Consider the following 14,368-nt stretch of genomic DNA (forward strand, 5'->3'; position numbering starts at 1 on the left):
TCGATCGAAATCCCGATTCCTGCCTCGCGGAAACTCAGCAACTTCTCGTTCAATTCGGCGTCCAGTAACAGCCCTTCGGTTATTTCAATTGCCACGCTCTGTCTAGGCATGCCTTGCCGAATGAGGTATTCCGACCATTGGATACACACCAGATTGTCCTGGCGAATCTGCACCGGTGAAATGTTGACACTGATCTGAAACGATGGATGGAATCGTCGGCGCCATTGATGCGCCTGACGCACGGCCTGTTTGAACACCCAATCGCCGATCGGAACGATGAGCCCCGTGTCTTCGGCCAATGCGATGAAATCCAATGGACTGATCGTGCCGCGCACAGGGTGCAGCCAGCGAATTAGCGCTTCAGCTTTGTAAATTTCGCCAGTCGCCAGATTGACGATAGGCTGGTAATAAACACGGAACTGTTCGGCTTGCAGGGCGGTACGTAGATCGCTCGTGAGACGCCGGCGCTTTTCTGCCGCCACTTGCAACCCGGGCGTAAAGTAGTGGAAACAGTTGCGCCCCGCGGCTTTGGCCGCGTACATGGCCTGGTCGGCATTCTTGAAGAGAACATCCAGTTCTGTCCCGTCGTTAGGGTAAAGCGTGACTCCGACACTCGCAGAAATGAAAGCCTCGTCCGGACCAAGCTTGAAGGGTTGGGCGAGCGTGGCGATGATCGTCTTCGCGATCTGTTCGATGCTCCCGGTGTCGTCCAACTCGGGCAGAATCACCGTGAACTCGTCACCGCCAAGTCGAGCGACCGTGTCGAATTCACGCACACACGAGGTAATGCGCCTCGCGGCCTCGATCAGCAGGATGTCGCCCATATCGTGTCCGAGCGAGTCGTTGACCTCCTTGAAGCGGTCGAGATCGATCAGCATCAAGGCCACCGGCCGCCCGGAGCGATGGGACACGCCGGCTTCATGCTCGAGACGGGCATGAAACATCTGGCGGTTCGGGAGATGGGTCAGCGCATCGTAATTAGCCTGTTTCCATATCGTCGCCTCGAATGCCATCCGGTCCGACAAATCACGGCCGACCGCCAACACGGAGTTCACCTCGCCCGACGCGTCGATCTCTGGAGTGAGCCTGATATGGCTGCACTGTTCCTGTCCGTCCTTACTGAGCCATCTCAGTTCGAATTGGCGACTTTTCCCGGTTGTAATGGTTTCGCTGATCTTCTTCTCGTAAGCCAGCGCGTTAGCACCGCCCGGTATCTCTGAGGGCCGTTTGCCGAGCGATTCGCGAAGGCTGCGGGCCGCCGAGACACAGAAAGCCGGATTGGCGTAGGTGCGGCGCAGCTCCCGGTCGTAGCGCGTGATCGTATCAGGTGAATTCTCGATCAACGTGCGCGACTCCTGCTCTTTGGCGACGAGCTCGGCCGTTCGCTCGATGACCGTCTGCTCCAAGGAAGCGTTGATCTCGTTGATCTTCTGGATCTTCTGCCCGATCGCCGCACTCATTCGTTCGAACCTGTGCGCCAATCTGCCCAATTCATCCTTTACGCCAATCTCACTGCGCGTGTCCACCGATGCCTCCGCCTCTGCGCCCGCATCGCTACCGGTGTCGTCCATCCTTCGCACCAGATCTTTGAGCGGTACAGAGATGCTGTGTGAAATGAAGTTGGCGAGGAAGATCGAAAGCAGAAACCCCGAAATGCCCACCAGTATGATCTGATCGCGTACGGACTGTGCCTCCGCCGTCAACTTCTTCTCCGGGATCGTACTGACCACAAACCATTTTGTGCCGGCGATACCTGTGTATGCAGCGAGATATCGGCCGCCATTCTTGCCATGGAAGTCGACGAAGCCATTTGGCTCGCCGTGCGGATCGGCGTTTGTGATTCTTTCGAGCAGACCCGGTTCAGCCTTTCCGTCGGTGCTCATTGAAGAGCCGTCGGCACGAACAATCAGCTTGTCGCTGCTGGCGTCAAGTACATAGATCTCTGTTCCACTGCCCACGGCGACGTCATTGAAAATCGTTGAGAAATACTCGGGGCGAATCACTAGAACCAGATTACCGATCTGCCGATTGTCGCTCTTGCCGATGATGGCGCGCACCATCCCGAGATCTTGCTGACCGGCCCCGTTGTCATAGCTACCCCAGTAAGGCCGGCCATTTCGATCGGGAGCCTGCTGGACCAGATGCACCACACTCCGCGTCAATTGCGCGAACGCCTGGGTGTCCGTGATCCGGTTGTCCTTGTCGAGCAAATATTTCTGGTTGATGAAATCAACCGCGCCGTAGTGCTCCAGGAGCAGTCGGGTCAGATCCTGGCGAGCTTCGCTCTGCTCCTTTTCATTGCCGTGTGCGACGCGGGTCAGCGCGTCTTGAACCTGATCGGAGAGCACCAGAAGGCTGCTCTCCGTCTCGATCTGCTCCATCCGCAACGAGATGTTTTTGGATACCTGTTTGACTACCTCTTTGGAAAATATCTCCGCTTTCTGCTTGAACTCTGCTGTTGACTCCACATACGATATGTAGCTGGAGACAAGTATCGGTATCAGCGAAAGCAGGATAAACGCGGTTACCAGCCGGTAGCGAATTTCGACCCGGCGCAGCAGATCCAACGAGAAGTAGGCGAATGCGCTTCGCAGCCAGGCGATCAGTGGGCTCATTTGTAGTGCATCTTCGCTTCATTCTTAACAGACTCGTCCAGGAGTTTTGCAGCCTGCATTGGCGTGATTTTCCTGAACAGCACATCCTGCATCAATCGATGCAAGCGCTCGATGGAATTGGAGGGTAGAAACGAATAGTACGGGCTGCCGGTCACAGCATAGCGACTGACCATGTTTGTGTAGTCAACAATCTTCTGATCGCTCACCACCGTCCCCGGGAACTGCTTGAATGGGGAAATGTTCTGGCGCTTAGTCTGGAGGATGGAAAACCCCTGCCCAGCGACGAACTCGAGAAAACGCATTGCCGCGGCCTTGTTGGGCGTTTCCGACACCGCAAACCCGGTTTCGCTGCCGATCACGGGCACCACCTGCTCGCCTGGCGCGTTCCAAGGCGGGATGAGCACGCCAACTTCAAACGGATTGCCGTGCAGCAACAGACCGGCTGCCCAGCTACCGTGAAAAGCCATCGCGACTTTGCCCTCCTTGAATAGCCGTATGCCATCATCGTAGCCAGTTGTCGTGAACGATTCCTGTACGAAACCCCGTTCCGGCATCAGCCTGATCCTGGCGAAAATATCCGCTACCTGGGGGGTGTTCAAATCCAGCGTGCCATCGCTGATTTTGTCCTTCCAGTCTGGCTCGCGCGCAACCACATTGTTAGCAAAGCCTGAACTGAAGGGGCCGTTGCCGAGCATATTTGGGAAGCCGCCGTTCCACATTATTGGCGTATAGCCCGCACGTTTGAGCTCTTCGCAAACCGCCAGAAATTCGTTGAAATTGGTCGGCAGTTCCCTGATCCCCGCCTTCGCAAACATGTCCTGGTTGTAATAGATCAAAGTCGTAGCCATTCCCCCCGCTATTCCAAAGTGCCTGGATTGGCGACTGGTCCAGTCCTTTTTGAGAGGATCGAGCATGTTGTTCCAGGCGGATGTCCTGCTAACGTCGGCGAGGAGCCCTTGATCGGCCAGGTCGGCCGCGTAGGCATTCGGGTTGATACTCACCAGATCGGGCAAGTTGCCGGAGGCGATCCGCGGCTTGATATTTTCTTCCACCGAATTGCCAATCATGAACTGCACATCCACGTGTATGTCCGGATTCAGCTTGCTGAATTCAGCAGCAATCTGAAGCATTTCTTCCGGCCAGTCAGGAGCCCAGACCAAGGCGGTGATGGTGGTACTGGCCGGCCCGCTCGTGCTCGAAGAATTGTGGTCTCGCTGATGGCAACCGCACAACGAGAAAAGAATGAAACAGGCCAGGACCGACAGCAAGGAGCCAAACTCGGTTTGTCGCACGTGGGGTTCACTTTTTCAGGTTCGGCATGGATTGGGCGGCCCTCGGCAGAGGCTATGGGCGCATTCGATGGCAAACCGGTGAAACTTTCATCGCGGTCGAATCACTTGCATAACCATGGCGGCGTCCCTGCAGCGGTAAGTTGTGACGAAGCCCGGCATGCCGCTGCGCATTTCATCACAAATCTTTCTCGCTGCCGGCCAATCTTTTGTCATCGACGACGCCTATCGATCGGCACCGGAATGCATATAAAACAGGGCTGCTTGGAGCTCTTGACGGGTCGGCACTCACACGGCATATCGGCAACAGACGCAGATACTTTAACTGCAGGGTGCCCGAATCTCGCCGGCATGACGGGAAGTCGCCGATACGAGGGGACCGGCTCAGACGTCACGTCGTCGATGACGCGATTTGGATTTGCCCCTGTACTCGACCGCCCGGATCAATCACGAACTGTGGCAGCAGTCGTTCACCGACCTCGCATAGTTTTCATGTCCTGTGACACCGGACACACGTTTACGTGTTAACCCTAAAAGCTCCGTCGCTTTATATCAATTTTCGCAACAAACATTACCTATCTCACGACTTACTCTGTCCAGTTCGCCAAATTACAATGCAATCACTGACTACGAACAAGCAAGTTCGCAGCAAGATAAAACCCTGAACTGGAGGTAAGTATCATGAAATCGCTGATTCAAGCCGTTGTCATCGCCGTCGCTGTCGCCGCTCCGGTCGCCGCGTTCGCGCAAGCCAACCAGCCCGTGACCCGCGCTCAAGTACGCGCCGAGCTGATCCAACTGGAAAAGGCCGGCTATCAACCTGGTCACGCCGACCCGCACTACCCGGCTGACATCCAGGCTGCGCAAGCCCGCGTCGACGCGCAAAACGGCGTCGGTCAGGCCGCTACCGGCTTCGGTGGTGTGGTGAGCGGTACGTCGCAAACGAGCCATGCGGCTCCGACGAGTGGCCCGAAGTCGGTCTACTTCGGTCAGTAAGCGGTAGATGGCAGGCGGTTCGTCAAGCGCAGCTGTGCGGCCACGAAGCCCTGCGGCGAAACGAACCGCGAGCACTTCCAAATAGCGCGTCCTTGCGACGCGCACCCCGATTCAAATGAACTGGCCCGCGACTCGGGTATCTCCGAGCGCGGGCCAGTTCATATGTGGTTACCTCCGTCATCGGGCTCCCGATGACTTCGCCCAGGCCTTCACGGTCTGGGCGCTTTTTCGCGCCGCTCTGCATGCGCCGCGATGAATTCTCAGCTGCCCGCGCTCAGTCGCGTGCGATCAGATTGCCGACCTGGCCGCGCCCGGTCACGAGGCAACTCGACAGGAAGCTCTCGCTCTGCGCGCTCGCGCCAGCGTCACCAAAGCCCTTTTTCAACGCGTCCGATTTGACGAGCGCCGCGCCCTGGTGACACGTAATCGTGCCGACCTCGCCCGCCTGCGCACGCATCAACGCGCGATCCGCCATCAGATAGCCAAGCAAAAGCACCAACGCAATATTGAACGCTTGTCGCATGGGTCGCCTCCTTTTCGAAGAGACTAACGTGAAGCGCGAATGCAGTGGCCTGGGGCTTTCCCGATTGTTGAAGATTCAATGATCCAGAATAAATCGCGGCTACTGCGGGCGATTCGTAGTGCATTGAAGCGATTCAGTTTTATTCGATGCGCGTGACTGTGCGCGCAACCGTAGGCGTTTACGCCTACAGCCGAGTTTCGATCCGCGCGATGCGGCTATTGATCGCATGGCGCACCAGCGCATTCGACGGCACCAGCAGCAACGATGACGCGATGATCCGATACACGTCATGGCGCGTCACTTTCGACACTTTCGCCGGATCGAGCCACGCGTCGTTATCCGCGAGCAGCAGTAAGGTGTCGAGGCCGATGAGGATCGGCCACAGGCAGGCGAGCCGCAAACGCACCGCGCTCACCGAAATCGCGAGCGTATAGTCGAGCGCCGCGCGGAAATGATCGAGCGTCTTGCGCAGCAGTTCGACGAGCAGCGGCCGCGCGCGCATCGAATTGGCCGGTTGCAGCAGATCGCGCGCGCTCAGACCGTGGCGCTCGAGCATGCTCTGCGGCAGATAGCAGCGGCCGATGCGCAAATCTTTTCCGCAATCGCGCAGCACGTTGGTCATCTGCAATGCCTTGCCGAAACGCACGCCACGCTGCGTCATCGTGTCGGGCTGTTCTTTCAGCGTGCCCGGCATGTGCGCGTAAGTCATCGTGGTCCAGAACTCGCCGACGCAGCCCGCGACCAGATACGTATAGCGATCGAGTTCGTCGTATTCGCGCAGCGCCGCGATCTGGCCGGAGCGTTCGTCGGGGAACGTGCGCAGATCGAATTCCATGCCCTCGGTCAGCGTCGTGACGATCGCGCGCACCGAGTGGCGGTCGGACTCGCTCAGTTGCGCGAGCACGTCGAGCGCGGGGCTCAACGATTCGAGCAGCAGCTTTTCATCCGACTGCGCCTGCTGACCCGCGACTTCCGCGGCGATGCGCTGGAACGGCGCGCTGTCGACGGCCACGCCATTGACCTGATCGCGCAACGCGAGAAGCAATTCGAGGCGTTGGCCCGGCGCGCGATCAGCGAGGTGTCCGCAATCGTATCGGCAGCGCGCGCGAGCAGATACGCAAGGCCGATCGGATCGCGCATGCCGATGGGCAGCACGCGCAGGGTCAGATAGAAGGAGCGTGAAACGCCTTTCAGGAGCGGGCCGAGAAGAAAGGCCCGGGTCGGATTCGGCATGGGTTGGATCGGTTGGCAAATAGGCGGGTGAAAGCCCGCTGGGATCGGGCGCTGCCGAATTGTATACGGCGAGGCGCGTCACCCGGTGCACCATGAACGAGCATCAGAAGCCGTCCGCCGAAGCCGGCGCCATTCGCAGCCGCCGTTCGAACCTGCACCTGACCTATGTGATCGGCAGCCTCGACCGCATCCTGCGGCGCCGTATGAGCGAAGCGCTCGCCTTTCCGTTTCATTGCATCGGTTTGCAAGTTCGACCGGCCACCGCACTTCACTCCCCACTCATACCGCATCCACCGGGCTCCTCACCGCCGGCCTTTTTCGCCCTCTCACGCGGCCCTGTCGAGCACACGCCGTTCGCCGGGCACGCGTTGCCGGATAGACTCCCCGCATTTCACGCCGCGGGACACTGTCGCTCGCGATCGGGAATGGGGATTGCTGCCACCACGGGGTTGAGCACAGGACGGTTACGACCAGGCCGTCGCTTGCACTTTGAACGACACATCGACAATGACTACCGACGCATCCAACACGTCTCGCCCGTCCGACGCGGCGCGACCTGACGCGGCCCGGCCTGACGCGGCCCGGCCTGACGCGGCGCGACGCAATGTCGAAACCGGCGTGCCCGGTTTCGACGAGATCCTCGGCGGCGGTCTGGTGAGCGGTGGCGTCTATCTACTGGAGGGCAGGGCCGGCGCCGGCAAGACGATCCTGTCGAGCCAGATCGGTTTTCATCGGGTGCGGCAAGGCGAGAAAGTGCTGTACATGACGTTGATCGCCGAATCGCACGACAAGCTGCTCGGTCACCTGAAAGGCCTGAGCTTTTTCGACGAAGCCGCGGTCGCGCAGCAGATGCTGTTCGTGTCCGGCTATCACGAGCTGATGCAGGACGGACTCGACGGTTTCCTGAAGCTGATCGCGTCGAGCATCTACGACTACCGGCCGAGCCTGATGATCATCGACGGCTTTCGCAGCGCGCGCGAATTCAGCGAAACCGAGCTATCGCTGTCGAAGTTCATCCACGAGCTGAACGCGCTGGTCGCCGCGATGGACTGCACGACGCTGCTGCTCGCGCCGCTGTCGGGCAACGAGTCGCATCCCGAGCACACGCTGGTGGACGGTCTGATCGAGCTGAACCGCTATCACGACGGCATGCGGCGCGCGCGCGAAATCGAAGTGCACAAGATGCGCGCGCGCGATCATCTGATGGGCAAGCACTTCTTCCGCATCGCCAGCAGCGGGCTGCTGATGTTCCCGCGCCTCGAAGCGCAGTGCGCGGAGCAAGCGGGCCCCGTCGATCTGAAAGCGCGGCTCGGCTTTGGCTTGCCGCATCTGGACAACCTGCTCGGCGGCGGCTTCGCGCAAGGCTCGACGACCACGCTGATCGGCCCGTCGGGCGTCGGCAAGACGCTGCTGTGCCTGCGGTTCCTCGCGGCCGGTCTCGCACGCGGCGAGCGTTGCGTGTATCTCGGCTTCTACGAGGGTCCGCAGAGACTCATCGGCAAGGCCGAAGCGGTGTCGATCGCGCTTGCCGATGCGTGGCAGGACGGTCGTCTGATGGTGCTTTGGCAGCCGGCGATCGAACTCGCGGTCGATGAAATCGCGTCGAAAGTGCTCGCCACCGTCAAGCAGACCGGCGCGACGCGCATCGTGATCGACGGCGTCGAGGGCTTTCGCGATTCGGCGTTGCGTACCGAGCGCTTCGGCCTGTTCCTGAACGCACTGCTGCATCAGTTGCGCGAAGCGGCCATCACGACGCTCGTCACGGAGGAGCTGCCGCTGTACAGCGATCCGGGTCACGCGAAGGCCGTGCGCGTGTCGGCGCTGACCGAAAACCTCGTGCTGCTGCGCTACGCCGAGACCGAAGGCGGACTGCGGCGCGTGATTTCGGTGGTGAAGCAACGCGAAAGCGCGCACGACACGTCACTGCGCGAGCTGTCGATTTCGTCGCAAGGACTCGACGTCATCGACGGCTCGCCCGGCGCCGCGGGCATCCAATCGACGCCGGGCCTGTCGGCCACGCTGCAATTGCGGCGAAAAACCTAGCCGCCCATGAAAACCATTCTGGTGGTGGACGACGAGTTCGACATCCTCACGGTGTGGCGGCTGCTGCTGGAACGACACGGCTATGCGGTACGGACGGCGTCGAACGGCTCCGTCGCGCTCGAACTGGTCCGTTCGAGCCGGCCCGATATCATCGTGTCCGATTGCATGATGCCGGTCATGTCGGGCATCCAGTTGTGCGCGGCGCTGTATAAGGACCCAGAGCTGCGCGACATTCCGATCATCCTGTGCAGTGCCGCATCGGACATTCCGGTGCAGCCGAATCCACATTTTGCCTACACGCGCAAGCCGCTTTCGTTCGACCAGCTGCTGGCGATGCTGGTGCGCATGGGTGGTTGACGGCCGCCCTTCCTCCCCCGCCTTCTCTGCCCCTTCCCCCCGCTAAAACACAGCTTGAGACGCTCGCGCCATTTGTCGAGCGCTTGCAGCGTTCTGCGATTCTCCGTGGCCTTTTACAGTAGGCCATCGATCGCGCATGGCCAGCAACCCGCAGCGCGACGCAACTTTCGGAGGTCGTCATGAACAGCAATCGTGGTGCGGTTCCCGCTGGCTTCTTGAGCATCGCGGTGGGTTCGTTGGCGCTGGCCAACCTGTGGCGCGTAGCAATCCGCCTGTGGCACTTGCCGGCCGTCGCCGGCAGCGTGGTGACGATCGCGGCGCTCGCCGTCTGGGTCATCATTCTGTTCGCCTACGCGCACAAGTGGTTCGCACGGACCGCCGATGCACGCGCCGAGCTGGACCATCCGGTGCAGTCTTCGTTCGTCGCGCTCGCGCCGATCTCCACGCTGCTTGTCGCGCAACTGCTGCAGCCGTACGCGCATACCCTCGCGCTGACGCTGTACGGCATCGCGGCGATCGCGCAACTTGGGCTCGGCGCCTATCTACAGGGCAAGCTGTGGCAAGGCGGCCGCAAGCCCGAACTGACCACGCCGGCGATCTATCTGCCGACGGTCGGAGCGGGCTTCGTCGCGGCGACGAGCTCGGCCGCATTCGGCTTCCATCAACTGGGCGAGCTGTTTTTCGGCGGCGGCATGCTGGCGTGGCTCGCGCTCGAATCGATGATCCTGCATCGCGCCGCCGTGCATGAACCGCTGCCCGAAGCGCTGCGCCCGACCCTCGGCGTGCAACTCGCGCCGCCAGTCGTCGGTGGTGTCGCGTATTTGAGCCTCACCAGCGGCACGCCCAATCTGTTCGCCTACGCGCTGCTCGGCTACGGTCTCTATCAGGCGCTGATGCTGCTGCGTTTGCTGCCGTGGATCCGCCAACAGGCATTCGTGGCCGGCTACTGGGCGTTCAGCTTCGGCGTAGCGGCGTTGCCGACGATGGCGCTGCGTCTCGTCGAACGCGGCGCGACGGGTCCGATCGAATTCGCGGCACCGGTTCTGTTCCTGGTGGCGAACGCGATCATCGCGATTCTGGTCGTGAAGACGCTTCAGCTGCTCGTGCAAGGCAAGCTGATGCCGCCCGTGGCGGCGAGTTCGACGGCGGCGGCGCCGGTCGCGCAGGTCACGACGGCCGCGCGAATCGCCCGGGTTCGATAAGCTGCGGGCAGCGACCGAACGCGGCGGCGACGCGCAAAGCGTCCCGCCGCGTTTTTGCGTTTATGTCAGAACCCGTGCAACGACACGACGATCAACGCAGCCGCGACGATTGCGACCACGTCCTCGATCAACGCCGCGGGCGCATCGCGCCCGAACATGCTGGCGAGCGAACTGCGCACCTTCGCGCCGCCGAGCGTGCCGATCACCGCGCCTACTGCGCCGACCACCGCGCCCACCACCCCGACGATCATGCCGCCCGCCAGGCCGCCATGCGCGCCGCTGATCGCCGCGCCGCTCAGCGCACCGAGCACGATTCGCGCGCCGAACTGCAGCGGCACCTTGCGGCTCGGCGTTTCGGGCAATTGATCCGTGATCAGTTCGATGACCGCCAGCACGGTGAAGATATACGGCGTGGCCGCGAAGCCGAGGAAGGCGAGCGATGTGCCTTGCAGCGGCAGCCATCCCAGACGCGCGGCCCAACTGACGGCGGTGGGGGCGATCATCGCGCGAAGGCCGGCGACGACGCCAATCAGCAAGGCCAGAACATACACGGACATAGCGGACTCCCGATCGAGGGCAATGATGCAAGGTTGCACGAGCCGACGGCTTACCTGGACGAACGTCGGCAGAACATGTCGAGCATTCCATCTGGACAGTCAACTTCTCACCACCTACATCGAGGCAATCCGTGGCGGCCGTTCACCGTTGCTCACAATTGCCGGCTCTTCATTGCCGACTCGCCACCGCACGTCTGGCGCGGCGCCGGGCATACGATTGCCCCCGTCGATGTGGCCCTAGTGTCGCACAATTCGACTGGCGAATAACAGACAGGGAGTCGGCGAAGTGGGCCGATGGTGATAAGTTAGCCCACTCACAAGAAAATCTTGTATCTGCACCATGAGACCGTATCTTCCGCTCAACGCGCTGCGCGCGTTCGAATCGTCCGCGCGGCATCTGAGCTTCACGCGCGCGGCGCAAGAGCTGAACGTGACCCAAGCCGCGGTCAGCCAGCAGGTCCGCTCGCTGGAGGAGCGGCTCGGCACCGCGCTATTCAAGCGCTTGCCGCGCGGCCTCGCGATGACCGACGAAGGGCTCGCGCTGCGCCCCGTGCTGTCCGACGCGTTCGATCGTATCGAGGCGGTGCTCAAGCAGTTCGACGGCGGCCATTTTCACGAGGTGCTGACGGTCGGTGTGGTCGGCACGTTCGCGGTCGGCTGGCTGATGCCGCGCCTGAAGTCGTTTCGCGACGCGCATCCGTTCGTCGAGCTGCGGCTGCTGACCAATAACAACCTCGTCGACCTCGCGACCGAGGGCCTCGATTTCGCGATCCGTTTCGGCGACGGCACGTGGCCCGGCTCGCTCGCCACCAAACTGCTCGACGCGCCGCTCGCGCTGCTCTGCACGCCCGAGATCGCCGCGCGCCTCGCACGGCCCGACGATCTCGCCAACGAAACGCTGCTGCGCTCGTACCGCATGGACGACTGGATGAACTGGTTCGCGGCCGCGGGCATCGCGCCGCGGCCGGTGCGCGGACCGGTGTTCGATTCGTCGCGGTTGATGGTGGAAGCGGCGATACAGGGCGCGGGCATCGCGCTCGTGCCTGCGTTGATGTTCGAAAGGGAGATCAATACCGGGCGTCTGGTCCGCCCGTTCGACGTCGAGGTCAAGGCGGGCAGTTACTGGCTGACCTGCCTGAAGGGCAAGCCGATGACGCCGGCGATGTTGCTGTTCAGTCAGTGGCTCGCCAAGGAAGCGGCCGCGGCGGGTCACGCATGAGTTCCTACGCGGCTGTGCGGCAATACCCGTTCATCGCGGGCCGCTCGGCTTGCGGCGGGAACACGTTCCACGAACCGTCGCCGTGGCGGAAGAAGAAAATCGACAGCAATCCTTCCGGCTTCAACGCCTGCACACATACATAGCGTCGCTGTTGCGACGCGCGATGGCAGAACCGCACCACGCGCGCGGGCATCGACGGCGTGGGCGCGAGCCATTTGTCGACGGCCCAGTGCAAGCTTTTTTCTGCGGCTACCATGATGTTCTCCTCGAATCGTCCCGTTCCTGACGCGCTGCGTTCACGCGAGTTGCGCGAGTTGCGCCACGCGGTGTTCGTTCCTCGCCCCGCTCTCGACAAACGCCTTCACGAAGCACAGCAGTGCGCGCATGCCCGTGCTCGGATGGCGCAAGCAGCAATGCACCTGTTCGCTGCGGCTTTCGCCGAGCAGACACCACGCGCAGAAGTGTTCGCAGTTGTTGGTCAGCAGGCGATAGCGGTTTTCGCCGAGGCGGGAGCGCGCGCGGCGCACCGCATCGGTGCCGACGTAGATCGCGCTCGGCGTCGCGCGAACCGACAGCGAATGGCCGGCGGCGAAGCGCGCGAGTTCGACTTCCTCGACCGGTCCGCGATGCGCGGAGACCGCAAAGCCCGAGTAGTGCACGACGCGGCCGTTGCCGACATAGATGCCGTGATGTTCGTAGCCGTTGCGTTGCGTGACCAGGTGCGCGCCGATCGGCAGATCGATCGTCGATGATGCGGTGTCGCAAGCGGCTGCGGATTGCGGGTCGTCGTCGCGTGTATCGAGCGTTTGGGTGTTCATGGCTGGCCTCGTTCGCATTTCCAACACTGTTGCGACAGCTTTTGCATCATCCGGGCCAGGCGCCGGAAAACCCCTGTTTACAGGATTGTCGGCCGATCGAGCGGTTTTCTGAAGAGGTAGATGTCAGGACGCGACCAACAGAAATCGCGCAGCTCTGTTGGTGTGCGACGCTCATTTGCGAGCCGTGTCGCGCATTGATTTCAACTGGATGGAGAACTCGTGGGACGCCGCTGAATGTGTTGGGTCTCACACCTGTTCGAACGTGGGCTTGTTGGCCGCGAGCCGACCGATCGCATCGACCGCGTTCGTGGTTAAATCCGCACAAGCCGCGCCAGTCAACGCGCCGCGGGCTCCGCGTCGAATCCGCCCCCGATTGGCATGGCGTTTGCACCGTGTGGTGCAGAGTCCATTCAGCCGCGCGCATTGCGCACGCGGCCAACCGGAGAACGACATGTCCTGCATCAAATTGAACGACCTCTCGCTGAACCTCGCGCTCGATCGCAAAGCGATGGCGGCGATTCGCGGCGGCGGCGGCGCACCATGGATCTATGGCTGGATTCAGCCGTACGTGCCGCAAACGCCGAGCATTGGGCCGGTGGTCAATTTGTACGAGGTCTCCAACAACTTCTATGCTAACCAGATGATCAACCAGTTCCAGTCGGTCGACGTACGCAACACCGGCGCGAACGCGAACCTCACCGTGTCTCCGGACGCACGCAACCGAAACGATATGGTGTAGCCGTTGTGACATGCGAGAGCCAATTTCGCTGGACGTCGTCCGCGCGTTCCGACACGGGACGGGTCCGCGAAATCAACGAAGATGCCTGCCTCGACGAGCCCGAAGCGGGACGCTGGGCTGTCGCCGATGGGATGGGCGGTCACGCGGTCGGCGACGTTGCCAGCCGCACCGTGATCGACGCGTTGACTCAACTGGCGGCGCCGCACGGCCTCAGAATGCTGATCGCCGATGTACGCGCGCGTCTGCAAACCGCGAACCGTCAATTGCGCGACGAAGCCGCGCGCCGCCAGGTGCAGCGCATCGGCAGCACCGTGGTCGTGCTGCTTGCATGCGATCGCTTCTGCGGCTACGTGTGGGCCGGCGACAGCCGCATCTACCTGTACCGCGCGGGGCAATTGCGCCAACTGACGCGCGATCACAGCCAGGTCGAGGAGCTCCGCTCTCTCGGCGTCATCACCGACGAAGAGGCGCGCCATCATCCCGCGCAGCACATGATCACGCGCGCGGTCGGGGCAACGGATTCGCTCGAACTCGACGACGACGCGATCGAAGTCGCCGACGGCGACGTGTTCCTGTTGTGCAGCGACGGTCTCAGCAACGAACTGAGCGACGACGAGATCGCCGACGTGCTAACCACGGCGGAGCGCGAAAACGCATGTTGCGAACTCGTCGACCTCGCGCTCGCGCGCGGCGGGCGCGACAACATCACCGCAGTGGTCGTCGAAGCGCAGGACCCGAATGCGGCGGACAAGACCTTGCTGAACCCGGCGCCTTGAT

The 14,368-nt window shown here is 61.7% G+C and carries 13 protein-coding genes and 2 pseudogenes; 8 read left to right on the plus strand and 7 right to left on the minus strand.

From position 1 onward, the window contains the following. Positions 1 to 17 precede the first annotated feature (17 nt). Positions 18 to 2,615: pseudogene (locus OKW28_RS06770) on the minus strand (bifunctional diguanylate cyclase/phosphodiesterase); the annotation flags it as partial. Beyond that, a complete protein-coding gene (locus OKW28_RS06775; RefSeq protein ID WP_429446878.1) occupies positions 2,612 to 3,847 on the minus strand; it encodes an ABC transporter substrate-binding protein in 1,236 nt (411 codons plus the stop codon). The gene OKW28_RS06775 and the pseudogene OKW28_RS06770, both read right to left, overlap by 4 nt. Before the next feature lie 738 nt (positions 3,848 to 4,585). Here OKW28_RS06775 and OKW28_RS06780 point away from each other — a divergent pair. Further along, positions 4,586 to 4,900: a DUF4148 domain-containing protein gene (locus OKW28_RS06780; RefSeq protein WP_184024579.1), complete on the plus strand. Its 315-nt coding sequence runs from the start codon at positions 4,586 to 4,588 to the stop codon at positions 4,898 to 4,900. A gap of 274 nt (positions 4,901 to 5,174) precedes the next feature. Here the strand turns inward: OKW28_RS06780 and OKW28_RS06785 are convergent, their stop codons facing one another. Together OKW28_RS06785 and OKW28_RS06790 are read right to left on the minus strand one after the other, a co-directional pair. After that, on the minus strand, positions 5,175 to 5,423 hold the full coding sequence (locus OKW28_RS06785) for a hypothetical protein (RefSeq protein ID WP_129961873.1): 249 nt from the start codon (positions 5,421 to 5,423) through the stop codon (positions 5,175 to 5,177). 184 nt (positions 5,424 to 5,607) lie between these two features. Further along, positions 5,608 to 6,656, minus strand: a pseudogene (locus OKW28_RS06790) (phytoene/squalene synthase family protein). Positions 6,657 to 6,748: 92 nt separating this feature from the next. Here OKW28_RS06790 and OKW28_RS06795 point away from each other — a divergent pair. The 4 genes from OKW28_RS06795 to tehA all read left to right on the plus strand — a co-directional run bounded on the left by OKW28_RS06795 (position 6,749) and on the right by tehA (position 10,258). Further along, complete coding sequence (locus OKW28_RS06795) at positions 6,749 to 7,216, plus strand: hypothetical protein (RefSeq protein WP_429444297.1); 468 nt, start codon at positions 6,749 to 6,751, stop codon at positions 7,214 to 7,216. Further along, positions 7,164 to 8,699: an RAD55 family ATPase gene (locus tag OKW28_RS06800; RefSeq protein ID WP_429444298.1), complete on the plus strand. Its 1,536-nt coding sequence runs from the start codon at positions 7,164 to 7,166 to the stop codon at positions 8,697 to 8,699. Before OKW28_RS06795 ends, OKW28_RS06800 begins: the two co-directional genes overlap by 53 nt. Before the next feature lie 6 nt (positions 8,700 to 8,705). Then, complete coding sequence (locus OKW28_RS06805) at positions 8,706 to 9,056, plus strand: response regulator (protein WP_429444299.1); 351 nt, start codon at positions 8,706 to 8,708, stop codon at positions 9,054 to 9,056. A 179-nt stretch (positions 9,057 to 9,235) separates the two neighbouring features. After that, positions 9,236 to 10,258, plus strand: coding sequence for a dicarboxylate transporter/tellurite-resistance protein TehA (gene tehA / locus OKW28_RS06810; protein ID WP_429444300.1), 1,023 nt, complete (start codon positions 9,236 to 9,238; stop codon positions 10,256 to 10,258). Positions 10,259 to 10,323: 65 nt separating this feature from the next. Here the strand turns inward: tehA and OKW28_RS06815 are convergent, their stop codons facing one another. After that, positions 10,324 to 10,815 carry a DUF4126 domain-containing protein gene (locus OKW28_RS06815; protein ID WP_429404199.1) on the minus strand — a complete coding sequence of 164 codons (492 nt, stop codon included), beginning with the start codon at positions 10,813 to 10,815 and terminating at the stop codon, positions 10,324 to 10,326. A 340-nt stretch (positions 10,816 to 11,155) separates the two neighbouring features. On the opposite strand from OKW28_RS06815, the gene OKW28_RS06820 reads away from it, so the two are divergent. After that, positions 11,156 to 12,034 carry a LysR family transcriptional regulator gene (locus tag OKW28_RS06820; protein ID WP_429444301.1) on the plus strand — a complete coding sequence of 293 codons (879 nt, stop codon included), beginning with the start codon at positions 11,156 to 11,158 and terminating at the stop codon, positions 12,032 to 12,034. A 4-nt stretch (positions 12,035 to 12,038) separates the two neighbouring features. Here the strand turns inward: OKW28_RS06820 and OKW28_RS06825 are convergent, their stop codons facing one another. After that, positions 12,039 to 12,290 (minus strand): hypothetical protein, encoded by a 252-nt coding sequence (locus OKW28_RS06825; RefSeq protein WP_429444302.1) that lies wholly within the window; start codon positions 12,288 to 12,290, stop codon positions 12,039 to 12,041. A 40-nt stretch (positions 12,291 to 12,330) separates the two neighbouring features. Next, complete coding sequence (locus OKW28_RS06830) at positions 12,331 to 12,852, minus strand: lecithin retinol acyltransferase family protein (protein ID WP_429444303.1); 522 nt, start codon at positions 12,850 to 12,852, stop codon at positions 12,331 to 12,333. A 451-nt stretch (positions 12,853 to 13,303) separates the two neighbouring features. On the opposite strand from OKW28_RS06830, the gene OKW28_RS06835 reads away from it, so the two are divergent. Further along, the gene (locus tag OKW28_RS06835) at positions 13,304 to 13,591 is read left to right on the plus strand and encodes a hypothetical protein (RefSeq protein WP_090807566.1); all 288 of its coding nucleotides are present in this window, start codon (positions 13,304 to 13,306) and stop codon (positions 13,589 to 13,591) included. Positions 13,592 to 13,596: 5 nt separating this feature from the next. Further along, on the plus strand, positions 13,597 to 14,367 hold the full coding sequence (locus OKW28_RS06840; protein WP_184005175.1) for a PP2C family protein-serine/threonine phosphatase: 771 nt from the start codon (positions 13,597 to 13,599) through the stop codon (positions 14,365 to 14,367). The last annotated feature ends 1 nt before the right edge of the window (position 14,368 follow it).

The organism is Paraburkholderia sp. 40 (assembly GCF_050434105.1).
Lineage (GTDB): Bacteria > Pseudomonadota > Gammaproteobacteria > Burkholderiales > Burkholderiaceae > Paraburkholderia > Paraburkholderia tuberum.

Coding starts and splice junctions, on each gene's coding strand:
- OKW28_RS06780 (WP_184024579.1), top strand. CDS start 4,586: ATGAAATCGCTGATTCAAGCCGTTGTCATCGCCGTCGCTGTCGCCGCT.
- OKW28_RS06785 (WP_129961873.1), bottom strand. CDS start 5,423: ATGCGACAAGCGTTCAATATTGCGTTGGTGCTTTTGCTTGGCTATCTG.
- OKW28_RS06795 (WP_429444297.1), top strand. CDS start 6,749: ATGAACGAGCATCAGAAGCCGTCCGCCGAAGCCGGCGCCATTCGCAGC.
- OKW28_RS06800 (WP_429444298.1), top strand. CDS start 7,164: ATGACTACCGACGCATCCAACACGTCTCGCCCGTCCGACGCGGCGCGA.
- OKW28_RS06805 (WP_429444299.1), top strand. CDS start 8,706: ATGAAAACCATTCTGGTGGTGGACGACGAGTTCGACATCCTCACGGTG.
- tehA (WP_429444300.1), top strand. CDS start 9,236: ATGAACAGCAATCGTGGTGCGGTTCCCGCTGGCTTCTTGAGCATCGCG.
- OKW28_RS06815 (WP_429404199.1), bottom strand. CDS start 10,815: ATGTCCGTGTATGTTCTGGCCTTGCTGATTGGCGTCGTCGCCGGCCTT.
- OKW28_RS06820 (WP_429444301.1), top strand. CDS start 11,156: ATGAGACCGTATCTTCCGCTCAACGCGCTGCGCGCGTTCGAATCGTCC.
- OKW28_RS06825 (WP_429444302.1), bottom strand. CDS start 12,290: ATGGTAGCCGCAGAAAAAAGCTTGCACTGGGCCGTCGACAAATGGCTC.
- OKW28_RS06830 (WP_429444303.1), bottom strand. CDS start 12,852: ATGAACACCCAAACGCTCGATACACGCGACGACGACCCGCAATCCGCA.
- OKW28_RS06835 (WP_090807566.1), top strand. CDS start 13,304: ATGTCCTGCATCAAATTGAACGACCTCTCGCTGAACCTCGCGCTCGAT.